The organism is Coprococcus intestinihominis (genome assembly GCF_040096555.1).
Taxonomy (GTDB): Bacteria; Bacillota; Clostridia; order Lachnospirales; family Lachnospiraceae; genus Coprococcus_A; species Coprococcus_A intestinihominis.
Genome location: NZ_JBBMEK010000056.1, coordinates 1 through 14455, shown reverse-complemented (window position 1 = coordinate 14455; position 14455 = coordinate 1). Strand labels below are relative to the sequence as shown.

The following is a 14455-nucleotide window of genomic DNA, read 5'->3' as shown; positions in this document are numbered from 1 at the left end:
TTTTAAAATACCACTCCACGATTGTTTGATTGCCTTGATGAAAAAATTGCTTAATCTCCCAGACAAGAACACTTCCGCGTGTATTCCATTCGTCAAACCAGTGCTTTACCGTTTTGCGGTTTTCATATTTAGGACTCCAACTCTCAGTATATACAACATCATCTGTAAAAATATTGTCAATTCCTAAATCTGCTTTCTTAATCCACATATCAAACCATAATCGGATAATTTTTTCTCTCTCGTTCATAAAGCACCTCCACAACTTCCGATTTGTCTGCCCCTTAAAGTCCAAGTCCTTCAACCCACGCCGCAAGCTCCTGATGCCCGACGTTGCCCTTGAAAACTTTGCCGTCCATCAGCTTTGCGCCTTTGCAGCTCGGCGCAAGGCGTTCGTTCGTCTTGCCAATGTCGCTTCCTCCGGAGGTTGCAAACGGGATGATCGTCTTGCCGGTCAAATCATAGCTCTCAAGGAACGTATTGATAATCGTCGGCGCGACATACCACCAGATCGGGAAGCCCACAAAGATGGTATCGTAGTCCTTCATGTTGTCCCGCTTGACGGCAATCTCAGGACGGGAGGCAGGATCGTTCATCTCAATCGTGCTGCGGGCTTTCTTGTCCATCCAGTTCAGGTCAACTTCCGTGTAAGGCACCTTCGGCTCAATCTCAAAGATGTCCGCGCCGATTGCTTCTGCCAGCGTCTCGGCAACCTTCGCGGTCACGCCGGACGCAGAAAAATATGCTACAAGTTTCTTGCTCATGGTGTTTTATCCTTTCAATATCTTCGTAAGCTGCTGTACAGACGCACCCGGCAGGATGGAGGAAAGATGCTGCATCATGCGCTCTTTGGATTCCTGCGGGTCTCGCTGATATGCAGATGTGATAAGGTCGTACCCGAAAAGTTCTTCCGGCGTCGCATACTCTGCGACACCCCAGCCATAAGGTCTTCCATATCTGTCCTGCATATAGACGAAATCCGCGATGCAGACATAGCTCTGCATTTGCAGCCGCGTGATGCACGTCTCAAAACCGGTGTTGCCGCCCTTGCGGTAGTTCAGAGCTTCTTTCAGCCGTTTGGAAAGCATCCTGCCTTCACCGGCTATGGCTTCATAAAGCTCTTTGTCCTTGTAGGACGCCAAGCCGTCATCCCAACGGGCGTCAAAGTCATAGCCGTCACGCCGGAAGTTCGCAAAGTCCGGAATCCACTCCCGGCTCACAAATCCAGCCTTCTTGTTGAAAAGTTTGCCGTAAAGACATTTGCCGCTCCGCGCAGCCGGTCCTTTCCATTCCCACGGACCATCTACATCATCCGCAAACCATAACTCAGGTGGGCAAAGTTCCTCGATGGAGAAGCCGTGAATCTCGTTCCGAAAGAAGGGCAGAAAGCCGTATTGCTCGACGGCTGCAATCAAACCATCTGCACTATGTAGTTGTCTGGCATATCTCTTTGACATTACTCCGCCTCTTCAATCACGCCATAATCAATCAGGATATTCTTCTCCGCATACTGCGGGTAAACAACACCCATCATCTCATACTGATAACGTCTTACGCGGCGATGCTCCTGAACCGGCTCCGGTGCATACGCAGCGGTTTCGCAGTGCGCATACTCCGGCATTTCCGCAAGATCATCCCGAACAGCACGGATAAGCGCGTCTGCCACATCATCAATGTTCTTGCCGGTCTCCACGGCAACCAGTTCGTGCTTCTGGACTGCCTTGTCCAGATTACCGGGGGAGCGAAACAGCTTATATTTCATATCGTTGCCCGTCCTTTCTCTCTTTCGGTCTGCCTATTCTTCCTGAAATCTGTTCTTTAGGGACGCAATCATCGCTTGTGCGGCAATGCTCAGATACAAAACTCCAATTTCATAGATAAAGTCGCGGTCGATTACGATAAAGTATTCTCTAACGTGTGTAAAAACCAGTTCCATCAAGTCCCTGTACAGTGGATCATCAAAGGGCTTGAACCGCGTAAACTTGCTTTTGGCAGCGTCCCATGTCATAGACGCTTCGCCCTCAGCACTGGTCATTGCCTCACAGAGAATCATGCTGACGCCCATTTTTCCGTTGCCGGTTAGGAGTTCTCCTTCGTAATAGCTGAGTAGGTCTTTCTTGCGTCGAACCGGAACTACATCGCAGTTGTCATCCAGCTCAAATGCAATCAGCTCCGCAATCAGTTCCCGCCAGACCGCATAACCGGCGTTAATGGTTCTGTCCTCTTCGCGGCTGATGGTATCGTCCATGCAGTATCGCTCAAAGAAATTATCTCCGTCAATCTCGTTGCGGGTGCAGAAGATATGCGCCAGCTCATGCAGAAGAATGTGCTTCAACTCTGCCGGATGACGCGCTATATCTGTGCGCAGAAGGATTCCGTCCGCGCCGTCTCCTGTGCCGACGAATGCAGCGGCGTGAAAGTCAAAATAGCCGTCCTCTGTATATCGGTCTTCCAGCCGGTCAGGGAAATACTGCTTGCAGAACTGCTCAAAGACTTCCTGCTGGTTTTCCGTCTGAAAGCAGCGCAGCACAAGATTGTCCACTCCGAACTCCGTTCCCAAGCGTTCGTTAAAGATGGAAGCGGCATAGAAAAGGGCTTCTTTATAGTCGTTGTTGTTCATCTAATTGCTATCCTTCATCCTCATTCAGCCCTCCGGTCTGACATTTTTCAGGAAGTCAGAGTGCGGTACATAAGGCAAGTTGAGCTGCCAGCCCATGCGGTTCAGTTCGTTGAGCTTGATCAGCATCAGGTTGATGTTTGTTCCCATTGCAGCCGAGAGCTGCACCACATCGTAGTCCTGCTTCATCAGGTCAATCAGCTCATCATCGTCAATGATCAGGTGTGAGGCAAACGCATTCGCCTCATATTCGTGTTTTGTGCGCATATCGAACAGCACGAACTCCGGGAGCGGTTCGTTTCCTTTGGCAAGATCACGGTGAAAGGTATCATGCCCGATCTCGTGACCGCAAACCATTTGCATGATCAGATACTCCATGTTGGAGTTCAGAAGAATATGCCGCTCTTTATGGCGGTAGGTGTACATTCCGAGCAGATCGTTCAGATTGTCAAGAAAATGGAGATGAATGCCCAGCTCACGGGCAATCTTCAAGGTATCTCTTGTTCCACAGCTTTTGACAATGCTGTTCGCCTTTTTGTATATTTCCTCGGAGCGAATTATCACGGGACCTTCACCCCTTTCATGTTGAAAACAGTCAAAGTAAATCCGTCAAGAAACCGAGACGTAGACAGTTATTCCTCTGCGTCCGTACCGGTCTTCTTGTATTTCTTCGGCGTGTATTTCTCAACATTCCGGGCTTTGGATTCCCAATATATATCCTGCAACGCCTTCATCACCGCATCCTTGTCCTGCTCGGACAGCGTACCGCCCGCAAACAAACCGGACATCCCTTCAATCAGGTCCTTTGCCTGTTTCATGCCACGGGAGCCGTACTGCTCGGATGCCTGAACCACAAACTCTTCGTCCTCGGTCAGCAGATAGTTCACATCCACCTTGAAGTATTCCGCGATTTTTCTGTAAGCGTCCTTGGTGCGGGGAAAGGAAATGCCGTTCTCGTACCGGGTAATCATACGCCTGTTGATCCCCAGTGCATCGGCTACTTCCTGCTGGGTCAGCTTCCGCTTCTCCCGTTCAGCCTTGAATTTCTCTCCAAACGTCATTTTGGTAATCACTCCTGTTCACAAAAAGCTTGCGACATCAAATTGCGCAAGTCTATCGACAAAGGCACTTGAAGTGCGTATAATAATGACTGAGCAATCCAACTACTCATAGTATATCCTGAATTGCTCATCCTGTCAAGGGGCATGAGTAGTTGTACACGAAAAAGTTACATCTTTTGAGCAGTTCAAATGGACAGGCATTTATGCTGCCGAAGATCATCCGTACCGGCATACACCGGTATGAGGGAACAGGAGTGAGAAAAACGGAAATGGCTACACAGTACAGAAAAGCATACGTCCCGGTTACGCTGGATGTGGACAAGGAGGGGGCAATCCTCCCTCGCCGTATCTGGTGGGACAACGGTGTAATCTTTCAAATCGACCAGATTCTATACAAATGCCGCGCCACATCCAAAAAGGTTGGGGGCGGAGGCATCCGTTACACAGTTCAGATTCGCGGAAAGGAGTCATTTCTTTTTCACGAAGGAGACAAGTGGTTCGTCGAAGCAAAGGAGGACAACTGCTCATGATTTTATCCCAGCACCAACTTGAAGAAATTGCAGCCTCAACAACGAAGGACTTCAACCGATTCTTTTTCGGGGATGAGGCGGACAAGCCCGACCGATCAGCTTTGCCAACACCCATTGATCAGTTTGCAAAGAACTATCTCGGTCTTCGCGTATCATTCGCCCGTCTCTCGCCGGACGGAAGCATCTGCGGTGTCACTGCCTATGCCGACACCGAGTACAAGATCACGGAGCTTGGCATTACGCGCACACTGGCTTTGAAGCGTAATCAGGTTATCTTGGACGAGAGCTTCATTCTCTCCGGCAACGTGCAGCGGCTCTGTGCCAAGCGCAGATTTACCCTTGCCCACGAGTGCGCTCATCAGATTCTCTTCCAACTGGAATCGGAAGAGGTAAAGGCGTCCTGCGAAATGAGATATTCCGCACGGACAGCCTATACGCCGCGAGAGCTGAAAACCCGCGAGGACTGGAACGAGTGGCAAGCAAATGTCTTGGGCGCGGCGATCCTGCTTCCTCAAAAAGAGGTTGACCTGGCAATGCGTCGGTTTGCAGAAACGCCGCTGATCAATTACGAGGGGAGGTATTCGTATGGTGATCACTTAACGCTGCGCCTTTTCTGCCGGTTGTTCGGTGTCTCCAAGACAACGGCATCTATCCGCCTTCGTCAGCTCGGCTACATGGTAGATCGTCCATTCAGTGAGTATGTTGACCCATTGGAGGTGTGGTAATGAAGAGAGCATCCATTCGGGTTCAGGAACCGACGCCGGAGCTGATCGAAAAAATCCGCAGGGCAAGAGTTGCCATTTCCCAGCAGAAGCCCCGATACCTGAAATGTCCCTATTGTCAGCATAATGCCATTCCTGTCTACGAGGACACGAGGGGTCATGTAGAATCCAAGTGCAAGAAATGCGGGCGGATCACAGTCTTTGATGTGCTGAACATGAGAAGACTGCGACCGCGTACCAAGTAAGAACCAGAGGACAAGCCTCTGTTCTAAAATAAAATATATGTCATAGCTGAGCTGTGGAGCCGCCTGATAGGTGAAGTCATCCTAATGCCGCATGAGACAGAGTTTAATTGCTCTGTTTTATCGGCATGGGATTCAAACCTCACCGTCATGCGGCTCTTTTTCTGTCTTCACCCTTCCCGCTGCTCCCGCGCAGCGGAAAGGATGAACAATGAAAATCCCTAAGACCCCTATCGCGTTCGATTACGACCTCTGGACTACGGAGGACGGCAAGTGCATGGTGCGCGTGAAACGAACCGGCGAAGTTTCCGAGGTTGACCGCAAGGTTATGAGAATCCTTCGCGCAGAGGAAAAGCGGATCAGACGCTCGTATGGCTCTGACAACACCTCTGAGGATGAGGACGGCGCAGAGAAAATTTCTGATACCGTGCTGTCCCTTGACGCTATGCCGGAGGACGATGTGAAGTCCGCTGCATGGCTGGCAGACTCCCGCGACTGCATGGAGGAACTGATTACCGCCCTCAAAGAGAAGGAGCTTCTTTCCATTCTGACCGAGAAGCAGCGCGAATTGTATCTTGCGATGACCCGTGAAGGACTGACTCTTCGAGAGTTTGCCCGAAGGAAAGGCATCGGCATCAGAGCTGCATTTGACCTCAAAGCAGCGGTGCAGAAAAAATTTCAAAGAATTTTTTGAGCGGTACTCAACAAACGGCAAAAAGATGTCCGTTGTAAAGTGAAAGGGTCAATCAGACCACTTCACTGCTCCTTGAAAACTGAATAGTTCAGTGCTGCGGATCTTTCCGCTTCTGCGAAGCAACACAGCTTCCGACGCCAAGACCTCCCGAAAGGGAGTGAGCGACCTCCGGAGAGCTATAACAGTCGTGTGGTGCGGCTGCTTGCGACGATGCAGATGCCGGGTATAATGATACTTCCGTCTTTTCTTTGAATGGGCGGCTCGGAGCGATCCTCGGAGGGGTGAGAGTCCCATGATACCGATTGACCATTGGTAGTCCGCAGCATTCCCGGAACTGCAAAGTTCTTCTGGCAGGGGCGCGTGCTGCAAATATGCCGGACAATGAAACAAACCCAAAAGAAACTTACTATATAGTTTCAGGATGAAAACTATGTGGCAGGGTATCTTCACAAGATGCTCTGCCATATCCTTTTGTCCTGAATATTTTCACGAAACAGGAGGTGCTTAGAATATGATGGGCATTGAAACAATGAAAAATGTCAGCCCGAAAACGGTTGACCGAAGCACACTCGTTCAGAGAAGCAGCATCCGGCTTGATCCTGCGGCACCGCGAGAGGACAGGCTGAGGGAGTTCATTAAGCAGATCAGAAATCCCTATTGTTATCTGGACGGAAAAACTGTGGTGAAGATCAGCTTCACCGAGACGGATACGACAATGGAAGATTGTCTGGAACACTATCTGAGAGGTCTTTGATTTATGAACAGTCTGAATCTTTTCGCCCGGTTCTATGGACAAGCGATTGAGCCTGTGGTATAATTTAATCGGTCAAAAAAAGAAGAATACGGATTAAGCCGCTTGCCTTGATGGTCATGTGGCGTTTTCGTGTTCCTCTTCATAAGAGTTGAAGCAAGCCTTCGTCTTTCTGATTTGATGTACCACACCAAACAGAAAAACGGAGGTTATTTTTATGCCAGACAAGGTTTACCGCACGGCGATCTACTGCCGTCTGTCCCGTGAGGATGGAGACAAAGTAGAAAGCAACTCCATCGCCAGCCAGAGAGCCATCTGCGAGGACTATATCGCAAGACATGAGGATTTGGAGCTTGTCTGTGAGCCGTTTGTGGATGACGGTTACAGCGGCGTTTCCTTCAATCGTCCTCAGTTCAAAAAGCTGGAAGAGGCAATCCGCAAGGGTGCGCTTGACTGCATTGTAGTCAAGGATCTCAGCCGCTTCTCAAGAAACTACATCGACGGCGGACGTTACATTGAGAAGATATTCCCGCAGCTCGGCATACGTTTCATCGCAATCAATGATGCGTATGACAGTCTGACCGGTGATCCGCAGTCCGACTCCTTTGTTATCCCGTTCAAAAACTTGATTAACGATTCTTACTGCAAGGACATCTCCATGAAAATCCGAAGCAGTCTGGAAGTCAAGCAGAAGAGCGGTGAGTTCGTCGGTTCGTTCGCCCCTTACGGCTACATGAAATCGCCGGAGAACAAAAACCAGCTCATCGTGGATGAAGCGGTCAGCGAATATGTGCAGATGATCTTTTCCATGTACAAGGACGGCTTCTCCATTGGGCGCATTGCAAAGCGTCTGAACCAGATGGGCGTCCTGTCCCCAATGGAATACAAGCATTTCGCCGGTGTGAAGTTCGATACCGTCTTCAAGACCTGCGATACCGCAAAATGGACATACAAAGCCGTCCAGCGTATTCTCACCAACGAGGTTTATATCGGCGTTCTGGCTCAGGGCAAGCGCGGCACTCCCAACTACAAAGTCCGCGTCGTGAAGAGCAAGGATGAATCCGAGTGGGTCAAGGTTGAAAATGCGCATGAAGCTCTTGTGTCCTACGAGGATTTCATGGCGGTCAAGGTCATGATGCAGAGAGATATGCGCTGTTCACCCGATCAGGACGAGGCGCATCTGTTTTCCGGCTTCCTATTCTGCGGAGACTGTCAGCAGCCAATGATCCGCAAGACCGTCCCGTCGAAGACAAAAAAGTATATCTACTACGTCTGCTCCACCAATAAGCACAGCCGGACGTGCAGCCCGCACAGCATCGCCGCAAAAGAGGTTGAAGAGAAGGTCTTCCGTGCTATTCATGACCAGATCGAGCTTGTCATCAATCTGGAACACGCGCTTGCGATGATAGAGCGGCTTCCGTCTCAAAGCCGTAAGGCTTTCAATTACGAAGCCCAGATTGCAAAAATCGAGGAAGAGATTGAGCGGTATCAAAAGCTCAAGCTGGGGCTTTACGAGAACTTCATCGGCGGCGTCATTGATAAATCGGAATACTTCGAGTTCCGCAACAGCTACACCAAAACCATTGAGGACAAGCAGGAGGCACTTCTGCGGGTCAAAAAAGAAATGAAGCAGACGGTGACAACCGGCACGACTGAACGGAACTGGGTAACGCTTTTCAAGCAGTATGAAAACGTCGAAGAACTGAACCGCCGTGTGCTGATGTCCCTTGTTGACCGCATTCTGATTCACGAAAACCATGCAATCGAAATCGTCTTCAAATACAGGGACGAATACCAGCAGACGATTGAATACGTTCTCGGCTATGCCGATGAACTGGATATTGCCGTATAAAGGAGGGATGAGCAAATGGCAAGAAAAAGCAGAAAGCAAATTGCAGTCGAAGAGCCGGTTATCGAATGTGTTTCTTCCGAGGTCTTCTCAACAGCCATCTATGCCCGTCTTTCCGTTGAAAACAGCGGCAAGTCCGAAAAGGTGGATGTCATCGCAAATCAGATTGAGATTTGCAAGTCCTACATTGCAGAGCGTCCCTACCTGAATCTGATAGATACCTATGTGGACAACGGACGAACAGGAACGGTTTTTGATAGACCGGAGTTCAACCGGCTGATGAACGACATCCGCACCGGCAGGATCAAGTGCCTTGTAGTTCGTGATCTCAGCCGGTTCGGGCGTGACTACATCGAGGCTGGAACCTATCTGGAACGGGTCTTTCCGCAGATCGGGCTTCGGTTTATCGCCATCAAAGAGAACTACGACAACTTTGATACGGACGGCTCCGGCGAAAGCCTCATTATCCCTCTGCAAAACATGATCAACACCCTTTACTCGAAGGACATCTCCCGCAAGGTTTCTACTGCGCTCAAAGCACAGATGGAAAGTGGAGAGTTCAAGAAGCGCAATCTCCCGTATGGTTATCGCTGGGATGAAGAACACAGCAATATGGTTTTCGATGAAGAAACCGCACCGATTGTCCGGAAGATTTTCCAATGGAAAATTGAAGGACTGTCCCTTCCTGCGATTGCAGACCGGCTTGATGCAATGAACGCACCCAATCCGGAGTTTCAGAAGTATCAGGTCGGCGTCCGCACAGGCAATGCTACGGCAAAGAAGATTTGGAACAAGTCTTCACTGACTACCATTCTGGATAATCCCCATTACGTCGGAGATACCGTTCTCGGACGGACGCTGAACGCCATCTACAAGGGCGTCAAGAATCAGCACATTGACCGTGAGGAATGGATTGTTTTTCCCAATACTCACGAGGCGATTATCTCCCGTGAGGACTTCCAGAAGGTACGAGAAATGCGGAACGCTGCTGCAAGGACAAGGGTTGAGAAGATGGAGCGCACGGAAGAAATCCGCGCTACGCTGATCAATCTCTTTGAAGACAAAATCGTCTGCGCAGACTGCGGCAAAAAGCTCTACTTCCATCGCAAGCGCGTTGACAAGCGCAAGGACGGCGCATGGTACGCCTTCTATGAGTGCAGTTCATCCGTCAAGCGCGGCAACCTCTGTACGCCGCACTATACGCGGCAGGATAAGCTCGAAGCCGATGTGCTTGCGGCGATCCAGCTTCAAGTCAAGGCGGCTCTCAATTACGACAAGCTGCTTGCCAAACTGAGAAACAGTGAAGGCGAACGCAGCATCCGCGATCAGCAGAATGCGCTCATCACAAGCCTGAATCTGAAACTCAGCGGCATCTCCAAGAAGCGTACTCGGCTCTATGAGGACTTCACAGAAGGCATTCTCGATGAAGAGGAATACGTCTTTGCCAAGAAAGCCTACGATGAGCAGTATGCTAACCTTTCCCGGCGGTTGGATGAAGCGGTTCAGCGGAAGGTAAAGTTTGCCGAGGCAATGTCCGAGGACAACAAGTGGCTCACGCTGATGAAATCCGTCAGCGGTGCAACGATGCTCTCTCAGGAGTTAGTTGACGAGTCCGTAGAGCTTGTGAAAGTCCATGAGGACGGCTCAATCGAGCTGGTCATGAAATACGGCGATATTTACGCTCTGACCGTTCAGAGTATCAAGGAAGTACAGGAGGCGATGTAAATGAGCAAGGAATACAACATCGGCATCTACATCCGCCTCTCAATGGCTGATGAAGATACCGGCTATGGCAGCAAGGCGGAAAGTGACAGCATCGGCAACCAGCGTATGCTCATCAATCGCTTTCTCGACAATCACCCGGAGTTGTCTCACTGTCAGCGGTCTGAGTTTGCGGATGACGGTTATACCGGCACGAACTTTCACCGTCCTCAGTTCACGCAGATGATGGAGAAGGTCAAGCGCGGCGAAATCGATCTGATCTGCGTCAAAGACTTTTCCCGCTTTTCTCGTGACTACATTGAAACGGGAAACTATCTGGAATGCACTTTTCCATTCATGGGCGTCCGCTTTATTTCCATCAACGACGGCTATGACAGCGACGATTACAAAGGCACAACGGGCGGTCTGGAAGTGGTTATGCGCAGCATCATCTACGCCGCATACAGCAAAGACCTTTCCGTAAAGACCACATCGGCAAAAATCCAGATGATGAAGCAGGGCAAGTATGTCGGTGGCTACGCCCCATACGGCTACGTCCTGCATCCCACCATTCGGAACAAACTTGCCGTAGACCCGGAGGCGGCTGATGTGATCCGTCGTATTTTCCGCGAGGCGCTGGAAGGCAGCAACACCTCTCAGATCGCCCGCAGCCTGAATGATGAAGGCATCCCGACGCCGGGGCAATACTTCAAGAGCAAGCATTCCGACAAGAAGAAGTTCAGTAACATGAGCGAGAAAATCAGTTGGGAAACCGTGATGGTCTATAACATCCTCAAAAACCTTGTTTACACCGGAACACTGGTCAGCCGCAAAATGAAGTCCTGCGGTGTCGGCTCAAAAAAGCGTGTTGTCAATGAGCCGATTATCGTAGAAGGAACGCATGAAGCTATTATCAGCAAGGAAGACTTTGAGCTTGCTCAGAAGGTCATTCGAGGCGGAGGACGGAATCCCACGCGCAAGCAGCATGACTATCCGCTCAAGGGACTCGTCCGCTGCGGTAACTGTAAACGTGCTATGACACGCCGAAAGAACAAGGCTGGCATTCGATACTTCCAGTGCATTCACTCGGTCAACAACGGAAACACAGACTGTCCGGTTGGCAGGAGCTTTCCGGAAATGGATATTGAGAAGGTTGTCTTCCATGCCCTTACTCAGTTTCTTGCTTTGGCACAGAAGGAAGCAATACAGAACCGCGAAGTCGGTGATCTGCGGAAATCTGCCATCAAGGAATGTGCTGATAAAATCCGCACTCTGCAAAAGCAGAACGAGCAGCACAAGGCGTCCAAGCTGAGGCTCTACGAGAAGTATGCAGCCGGAAGCATCACGAAGGAGGCGTACATTCAGCAGAAGGCGGCAGCGGATGTGAAGATTGCTGAAAACGATGGAGCAATCCAGCGCAGTCACGAGCGGATGAAGGAGCTTGACTCCGAGACCGCCTGTTCAGATGAAAAGCTGGATGCGGTCTGCGAACAGTACGCCGACTGCAAAGCTCTGACCTATGAGCTGACCCACGCATTCATTTCTGCGGTCTACATTTACGATCTTGACAACATAGAAATCGTCTGGAAGTTCAAGGACTTCCTCACTACATCAGAAGGAGAAGCCAAATGAAAGTATTTCTTTATATCCGCGTTGCCTGTGCGGATCAGCTTGCGGCAGCAGACCAGCGGGAAGAGCTGGAACGCTATGCGAAGGACAAAGGCTATGAGGTGGCTGCTGCTGTGGCGGCAGACGGCATCTCCGGCGTCCATACGGAAGGTATCATGAACTTCCTGCTGAACGAAGCAAAGCGTCAGGACATCGGTACGATCCTCACCCGCGACACCTCGCGAATCAGCCGGGACACTTCCTCTTTCATGAGGTTTGAGCGAAAGTTCCGGGAGAACGGCATCCGGTTCGAGTATCTGTCCAAGCCTGACAACGAGCTTCCGGTCACTCCGATGTTGGAGGCATTTGCGGCGGCGTATAAGAAGCGTCGCACAAAGAACGGCACAAGAGCGTAGAGAAAACGCAAGCCGTTCACGGGTGGTTGTCCACCTATGAACGGCTTGTAAATTCTCAAAATTTTTTTAGTCCCTACTTGACACAAGAAGATTTGTCACGCTTCGGCAGGAATTATATTGAGGTCGGCTCTTACTCCGAAATCATCTATCCCGAAGCGGGCGTGAGGTTCATCGCCATCATGGACAACGTGGACACTGGCAGCCTTGAGAGCAATGAATTTGCCGCCTTTACCAACCTTTTTAACGAATGGTATCCCAAAAGCACGAGCAAAAAGGTAAAGGAAGTTAAGAAAGCGAAGGGGCTTGCAGGCGAACATCTGGGTGCGCCGCCTTATGGATATTTACGGAATCCAGATGACAAGACCCGATGGCTTGTGGACGGGGAAGCGGCGGCAGTCGTCCGCAGGATATTCTCCCTCTGCATGCAGGGAAAGGGCGTGTCTGCCATAGCCACAACCCTCTGGAAAGACAGGACGCTTACCCCGTCAGCCTACAAAGCGTCAAAGGGAATCGGCGTTGCAAAAGTGTCGGAAGACCCGTATTGCTGGGAAACATCTGCCGTAGCCGCCATTCTGGAAAACGTAGCATATATCGGCATAACGGAAAGCTTCAAATCCACAAGGCTTGGCTTTAAGAGCAAAAAACGCATCCCCACCGCAAAGGACAGGCGGGCGTATATCGAAAATGCCCATGCCCCCATCATTGACAGGGATATATGGGAAAAGGTACAGATAATACGGGAAAACAAACGCAGACCGAACAAAAGCGGGATTACGAGCATGTTTTCTGGACTGCTCTATTGTGCCGACTGCGGGGCAAAGTTAAGCCTTGCCACTGCCAACGGATACGCCCATTTCCGCTGTTCGCAGTACAAACGGACGAGCCGCACGCAGAACTGCACGCAGCATTATATCCGAGAGGACGCATTAAACCAGTTGGTTTTGAAACAGCTTCAGCATTTCCTGTCCTATTTACAGCAGTTTGAGCGGGTATTTATCCGACGGCAGATAGACACCACCCTTGCGGAACGCCGATACGAACTGTCCGCAAAGCAGAAACAGATAGAAAAAGACGAAAAGCGGATGGATGAGCTTGACCGCCTGTTCCGCAAAATCTACGAGGACAATGTCAGCGGAAAACTGAATGACGAACGCTTTTGCAAGCTGTCAGACGGATATGAAGCGGAGCAGGGACAGTTAAAGCGTGAAATCGAAGCGTTGACCGCAGAGGTCAGCCAAGCCGATATGGAAGTGACCAATGTAGCAAAGCTGATAGCCGTCACGAAGAAATATACCCGCATTGACGAACTCACGCCCGAAATCCTAAACGCATTTGTGGATAAAATCGTAATCCATGAGCGTGAGAAAAAGGACGGGAAACGGACACAGCAAATCGACATTTACTATTCCTATGTCGGGATTGTGGATATTCCCACAGACGAGGAAATGCGGGAAATGGAGCGGGAATATATGCGGCGTACTACACGTCAAACCGCCTGAATAAAGGCGAAAGCAGGAGTAAATCTGTACTCCTGCCGATACATATCTATTTTTATCCCTATCTGGTTTAACTCATGGTTTGTATCACATAAAAGAACAACAGGGATTTCATATTTCTTTGCTGTTTTTTCTACGATTGACACCACAGGACAGGAATCCGCATCTACTAATATCCTCATTTTTTCTTTCCTTTCGTCAGATCATAACTTTCCCCGATCATCCGCCAGATATCTTTATCAGGAACAGAGCCATCCAAGATAATAGAATTCCAGTGTGTCTTGTTCATATGATAAGCTGGGATCACAGATTCAAAAGCATTTCTCCAGAACTCTCTCCATTCCGGATCACATTTTACATTTATCCATACATAACCATCTTTATCATAAATAAGCGCAAATGTTTTCTTATTTCCCTTATGACGCATAACACACCAGTTATCATCATGAAAAGGATAATCTTCATATACATCTTGAAATGAATGGCAATATTGTATTGCCTCCTGCCTTGTCTGCATAGTTTCCTCTTTTCTTAACCTTCCTCTCCCCGGATCGGAGCATAGAAGATCAGCAAATCTATATATTTTTCTCCGTCTCCCTGTTCTCTATAATCATACCGGATCATATAATCCCGAATACTATATCCCCGATACGGATCAGATAGGGTATAAAGTTCTCCTGTTGTAAAATCAATTAGTGAGTACCCTGTGCTTTCCAGATATTCATCATTATCACTGTTTACCTGATCTTCATAAAATTCACACACCTTATC

The 14455-nt window shown here is 49.6% G+C and carries 18 protein-coding genes and 2 pseudogenes; 10 read left to right on the top strand and 10 right to left on the bottom strand.

The annotated features are described in order from the left end of the window. The 7 genes from WMO25_RS06370 to WMO25_RS06340 form a co-directional block, all read right to left on the bottom strand. A partial coding sequence (locus WMO25_RS06370) for a nuclear transport factor 2 family protein (RefSeq protein ID WP_349084645.1) occupies positions 1-247 on the bottom strand: 247 nt, incomplete at its 3' end. Positions 248-281: 34 nt separating this feature from the next. After that, positions 282-761, bottom strand: coding sequence for a flavodoxin (locus WMO25_RS06365; protein ID WP_349084643.1), 480 nt, complete (start codon positions 759-761; stop codon positions 282-284). Positions 762-767: 6 nt separating this feature from the next. Beyond that, on the bottom strand, positions 768-1454 hold the full coding sequence (locus tag WMO25_RS06360) for an AlkZ-related protein (protein ID WP_349084642.1): 687 nt from the start codon (positions 1452-1454) through the stop codon (positions 768-770). Continuing rightward, positions 1454-1759 carry a carboxylate--amine ligase gene (locus WMO25_RS06355; protein WP_147561320.1) on the bottom strand — a complete coding sequence of 102 codons (306 nt, stop codon included), beginning with the start codon at positions 1757-1759 and terminating at the stop codon, positions 1454-1456. The genes WMO25_RS06360 and WMO25_RS06355 overlap by 1 nt, the downstream gene beginning before the upstream one ends. 33 nt (positions 1760-1792) lie before the next feature. Then, entirely contained in the window at positions 1793-2617 is an 825-nt protein-coding gene (locus tag WMO25_RS06350) for a hypothetical protein (protein ID WP_349084641.1), read from the bottom strand. Between the two features lie 24 nt (positions 2618-2641). Continuing rightward, positions 2642-3178, bottom strand: coding sequence for an ImmA/IrrE family metallo-endopeptidase (locus tag WMO25_RS06345; protein ID WP_005934746.1), 537 nt, complete (start codon positions 3176-3178; stop codon positions 2642-2644). Between the two features lie 68 nt (positions 3179-3246). Beyond that, positions 3247-3675, bottom strand: a complete 429-nt coding sequence (locus WMO25_RS06340) for a helix-turn-helix domain-containing protein (protein ID WP_005934745.1) — start codon at positions 3673-3675, stop codon at positions 3247-3249. A 176-nt stretch (positions 3676-3851) separates the two neighbouring features. On the opposite strand from WMO25_RS06340, the gene WMO25_RS06335 reads away from it, so the two are divergent. From WMO25_RS06335 to WMO25_RS06290, 10 genes are all read left to right on the top strand, one after another. Then, the gene (locus WMO25_RS06335; protein WP_349084640.1) at positions 3852-4205 is read left to right on the top strand and encodes a hypothetical protein; all 354 of its coding nucleotides are present in this window, start codon (positions 3852-3854) and stop codon (positions 4203-4205) included. Next, positions 4202-4930, top strand: coding sequence for an ImmA/IrrE family metallo-endopeptidase (locus WMO25_RS06330; RefSeq protein WP_349084639.1), 729 nt, complete (start codon positions 4202-4204; stop codon positions 4928-4930). Before WMO25_RS06335 ends, WMO25_RS06330 begins: the two co-directional genes overlap by 4 nt. Beyond that, positions 4930-5172, top strand: coding sequence for a hypothetical protein (locus WMO25_RS06325; RefSeq protein WP_349084638.1), 243 nt, complete (start codon positions 4930-4932; stop codon positions 5170-5172). Before WMO25_RS06330 ends, WMO25_RS06325 begins: the two co-directional genes overlap by 1 nt. A 208-nt stretch (positions 5173-5380) precedes the next feature. Further along, positions 5381-5863, top strand: a complete 483-nt coding sequence (locus tag WMO25_RS06320) for a hypothetical protein (protein WP_005934739.1) — start codon at positions 5381-5383, stop codon at positions 5861-5863. Positions 5864-6374: 511 nt separating this feature from the next. Next, positions 6375-6617, top strand: coding sequence for a DUF6870 family protein (locus WMO25_RS06315; RefSeq protein WP_006573495.1), 243 nt, complete (start codon positions 6375-6377; stop codon positions 6615-6617). Positions 6618-6831: 214 nt separating this feature from the next. Continuing rightward, positions 6832-8466 (top strand): recombinase family protein, encoded by a 1635-nt coding sequence (locus tag WMO25_RS06310; protein ID WP_226928002.1) that lies wholly within the window; start codon positions 6832-6834, stop codon positions 8464-8466. Between the two features lie 15 nt (positions 8467-8481). Then, positions 8482-10188: a recombinase family protein gene (locus WMO25_RS06305; RefSeq protein ID WP_226928001.1), complete on the top strand. Its 1707-nt coding sequence runs from the start codon at positions 8482-8484 to the stop codon at positions 10186-10188. Beyond that, positions 10189-11796, top strand: coding sequence for a recombinase family protein (locus WMO25_RS06300; protein WP_006573492.1), 1608 nt, complete (start codon positions 10189-10191; stop codon positions 11794-11796). It abuts the gene before it with no gap. Next, positions 11793-12188 (top strand): recombinase family protein, encoded by a 396-nt coding sequence (locus WMO25_RS06295; RefSeq protein ID WP_050618475.1) that lies wholly within the window; start codon positions 11793-11795, stop codon positions 12186-12188. The genes WMO25_RS06300 and WMO25_RS06295 overlap by 4 nt, the downstream gene beginning before the upstream one ends. A 77-nt stretch (positions 12189-12265) precedes the next feature. Further along, positions 12266-13687, top strand: a complete 1422-nt coding sequence (locus WMO25_RS06290; RefSeq protein WP_349084636.1) for a DUF4368 domain-containing protein — start codon at positions 12266-12268, stop codon at positions 13685-13687. Between the two features lie 68 nt (positions 13688-13755). On the opposite strand, the pseudogene WMO25_RS18925 reads toward WMO25_RS06290, so the two are convergent. From WMO25_RS18925 to WMO25_RS06275, 3 genes and pseudogenes are all read right to left on the bottom strand, one after another. Continuing rightward, positions 13756-13866 (bottom strand): annotated as a pseudogene (locus WMO25_RS18925) (DUF188 domain-containing protein); the annotation flags it as partial. Continuing rightward, a complete protein-coding gene (locus WMO25_RS06280) occupies positions 13863-14201 on the bottom strand; it encodes an MmcQ/YjbR family DNA-binding protein (RefSeq protein WP_154432774.1) in 339 nt (112 codons plus the stop codon). The pseudogene WMO25_RS18925 and the gene WMO25_RS06280, both read right to left, overlap by 4 nt. A 14-nt stretch (positions 14202-14215) precedes the next feature. Next, positions 14216-14455: pseudogene (locus WMO25_RS06275) on the bottom strand (hypothetical protein); the annotation flags it as partial.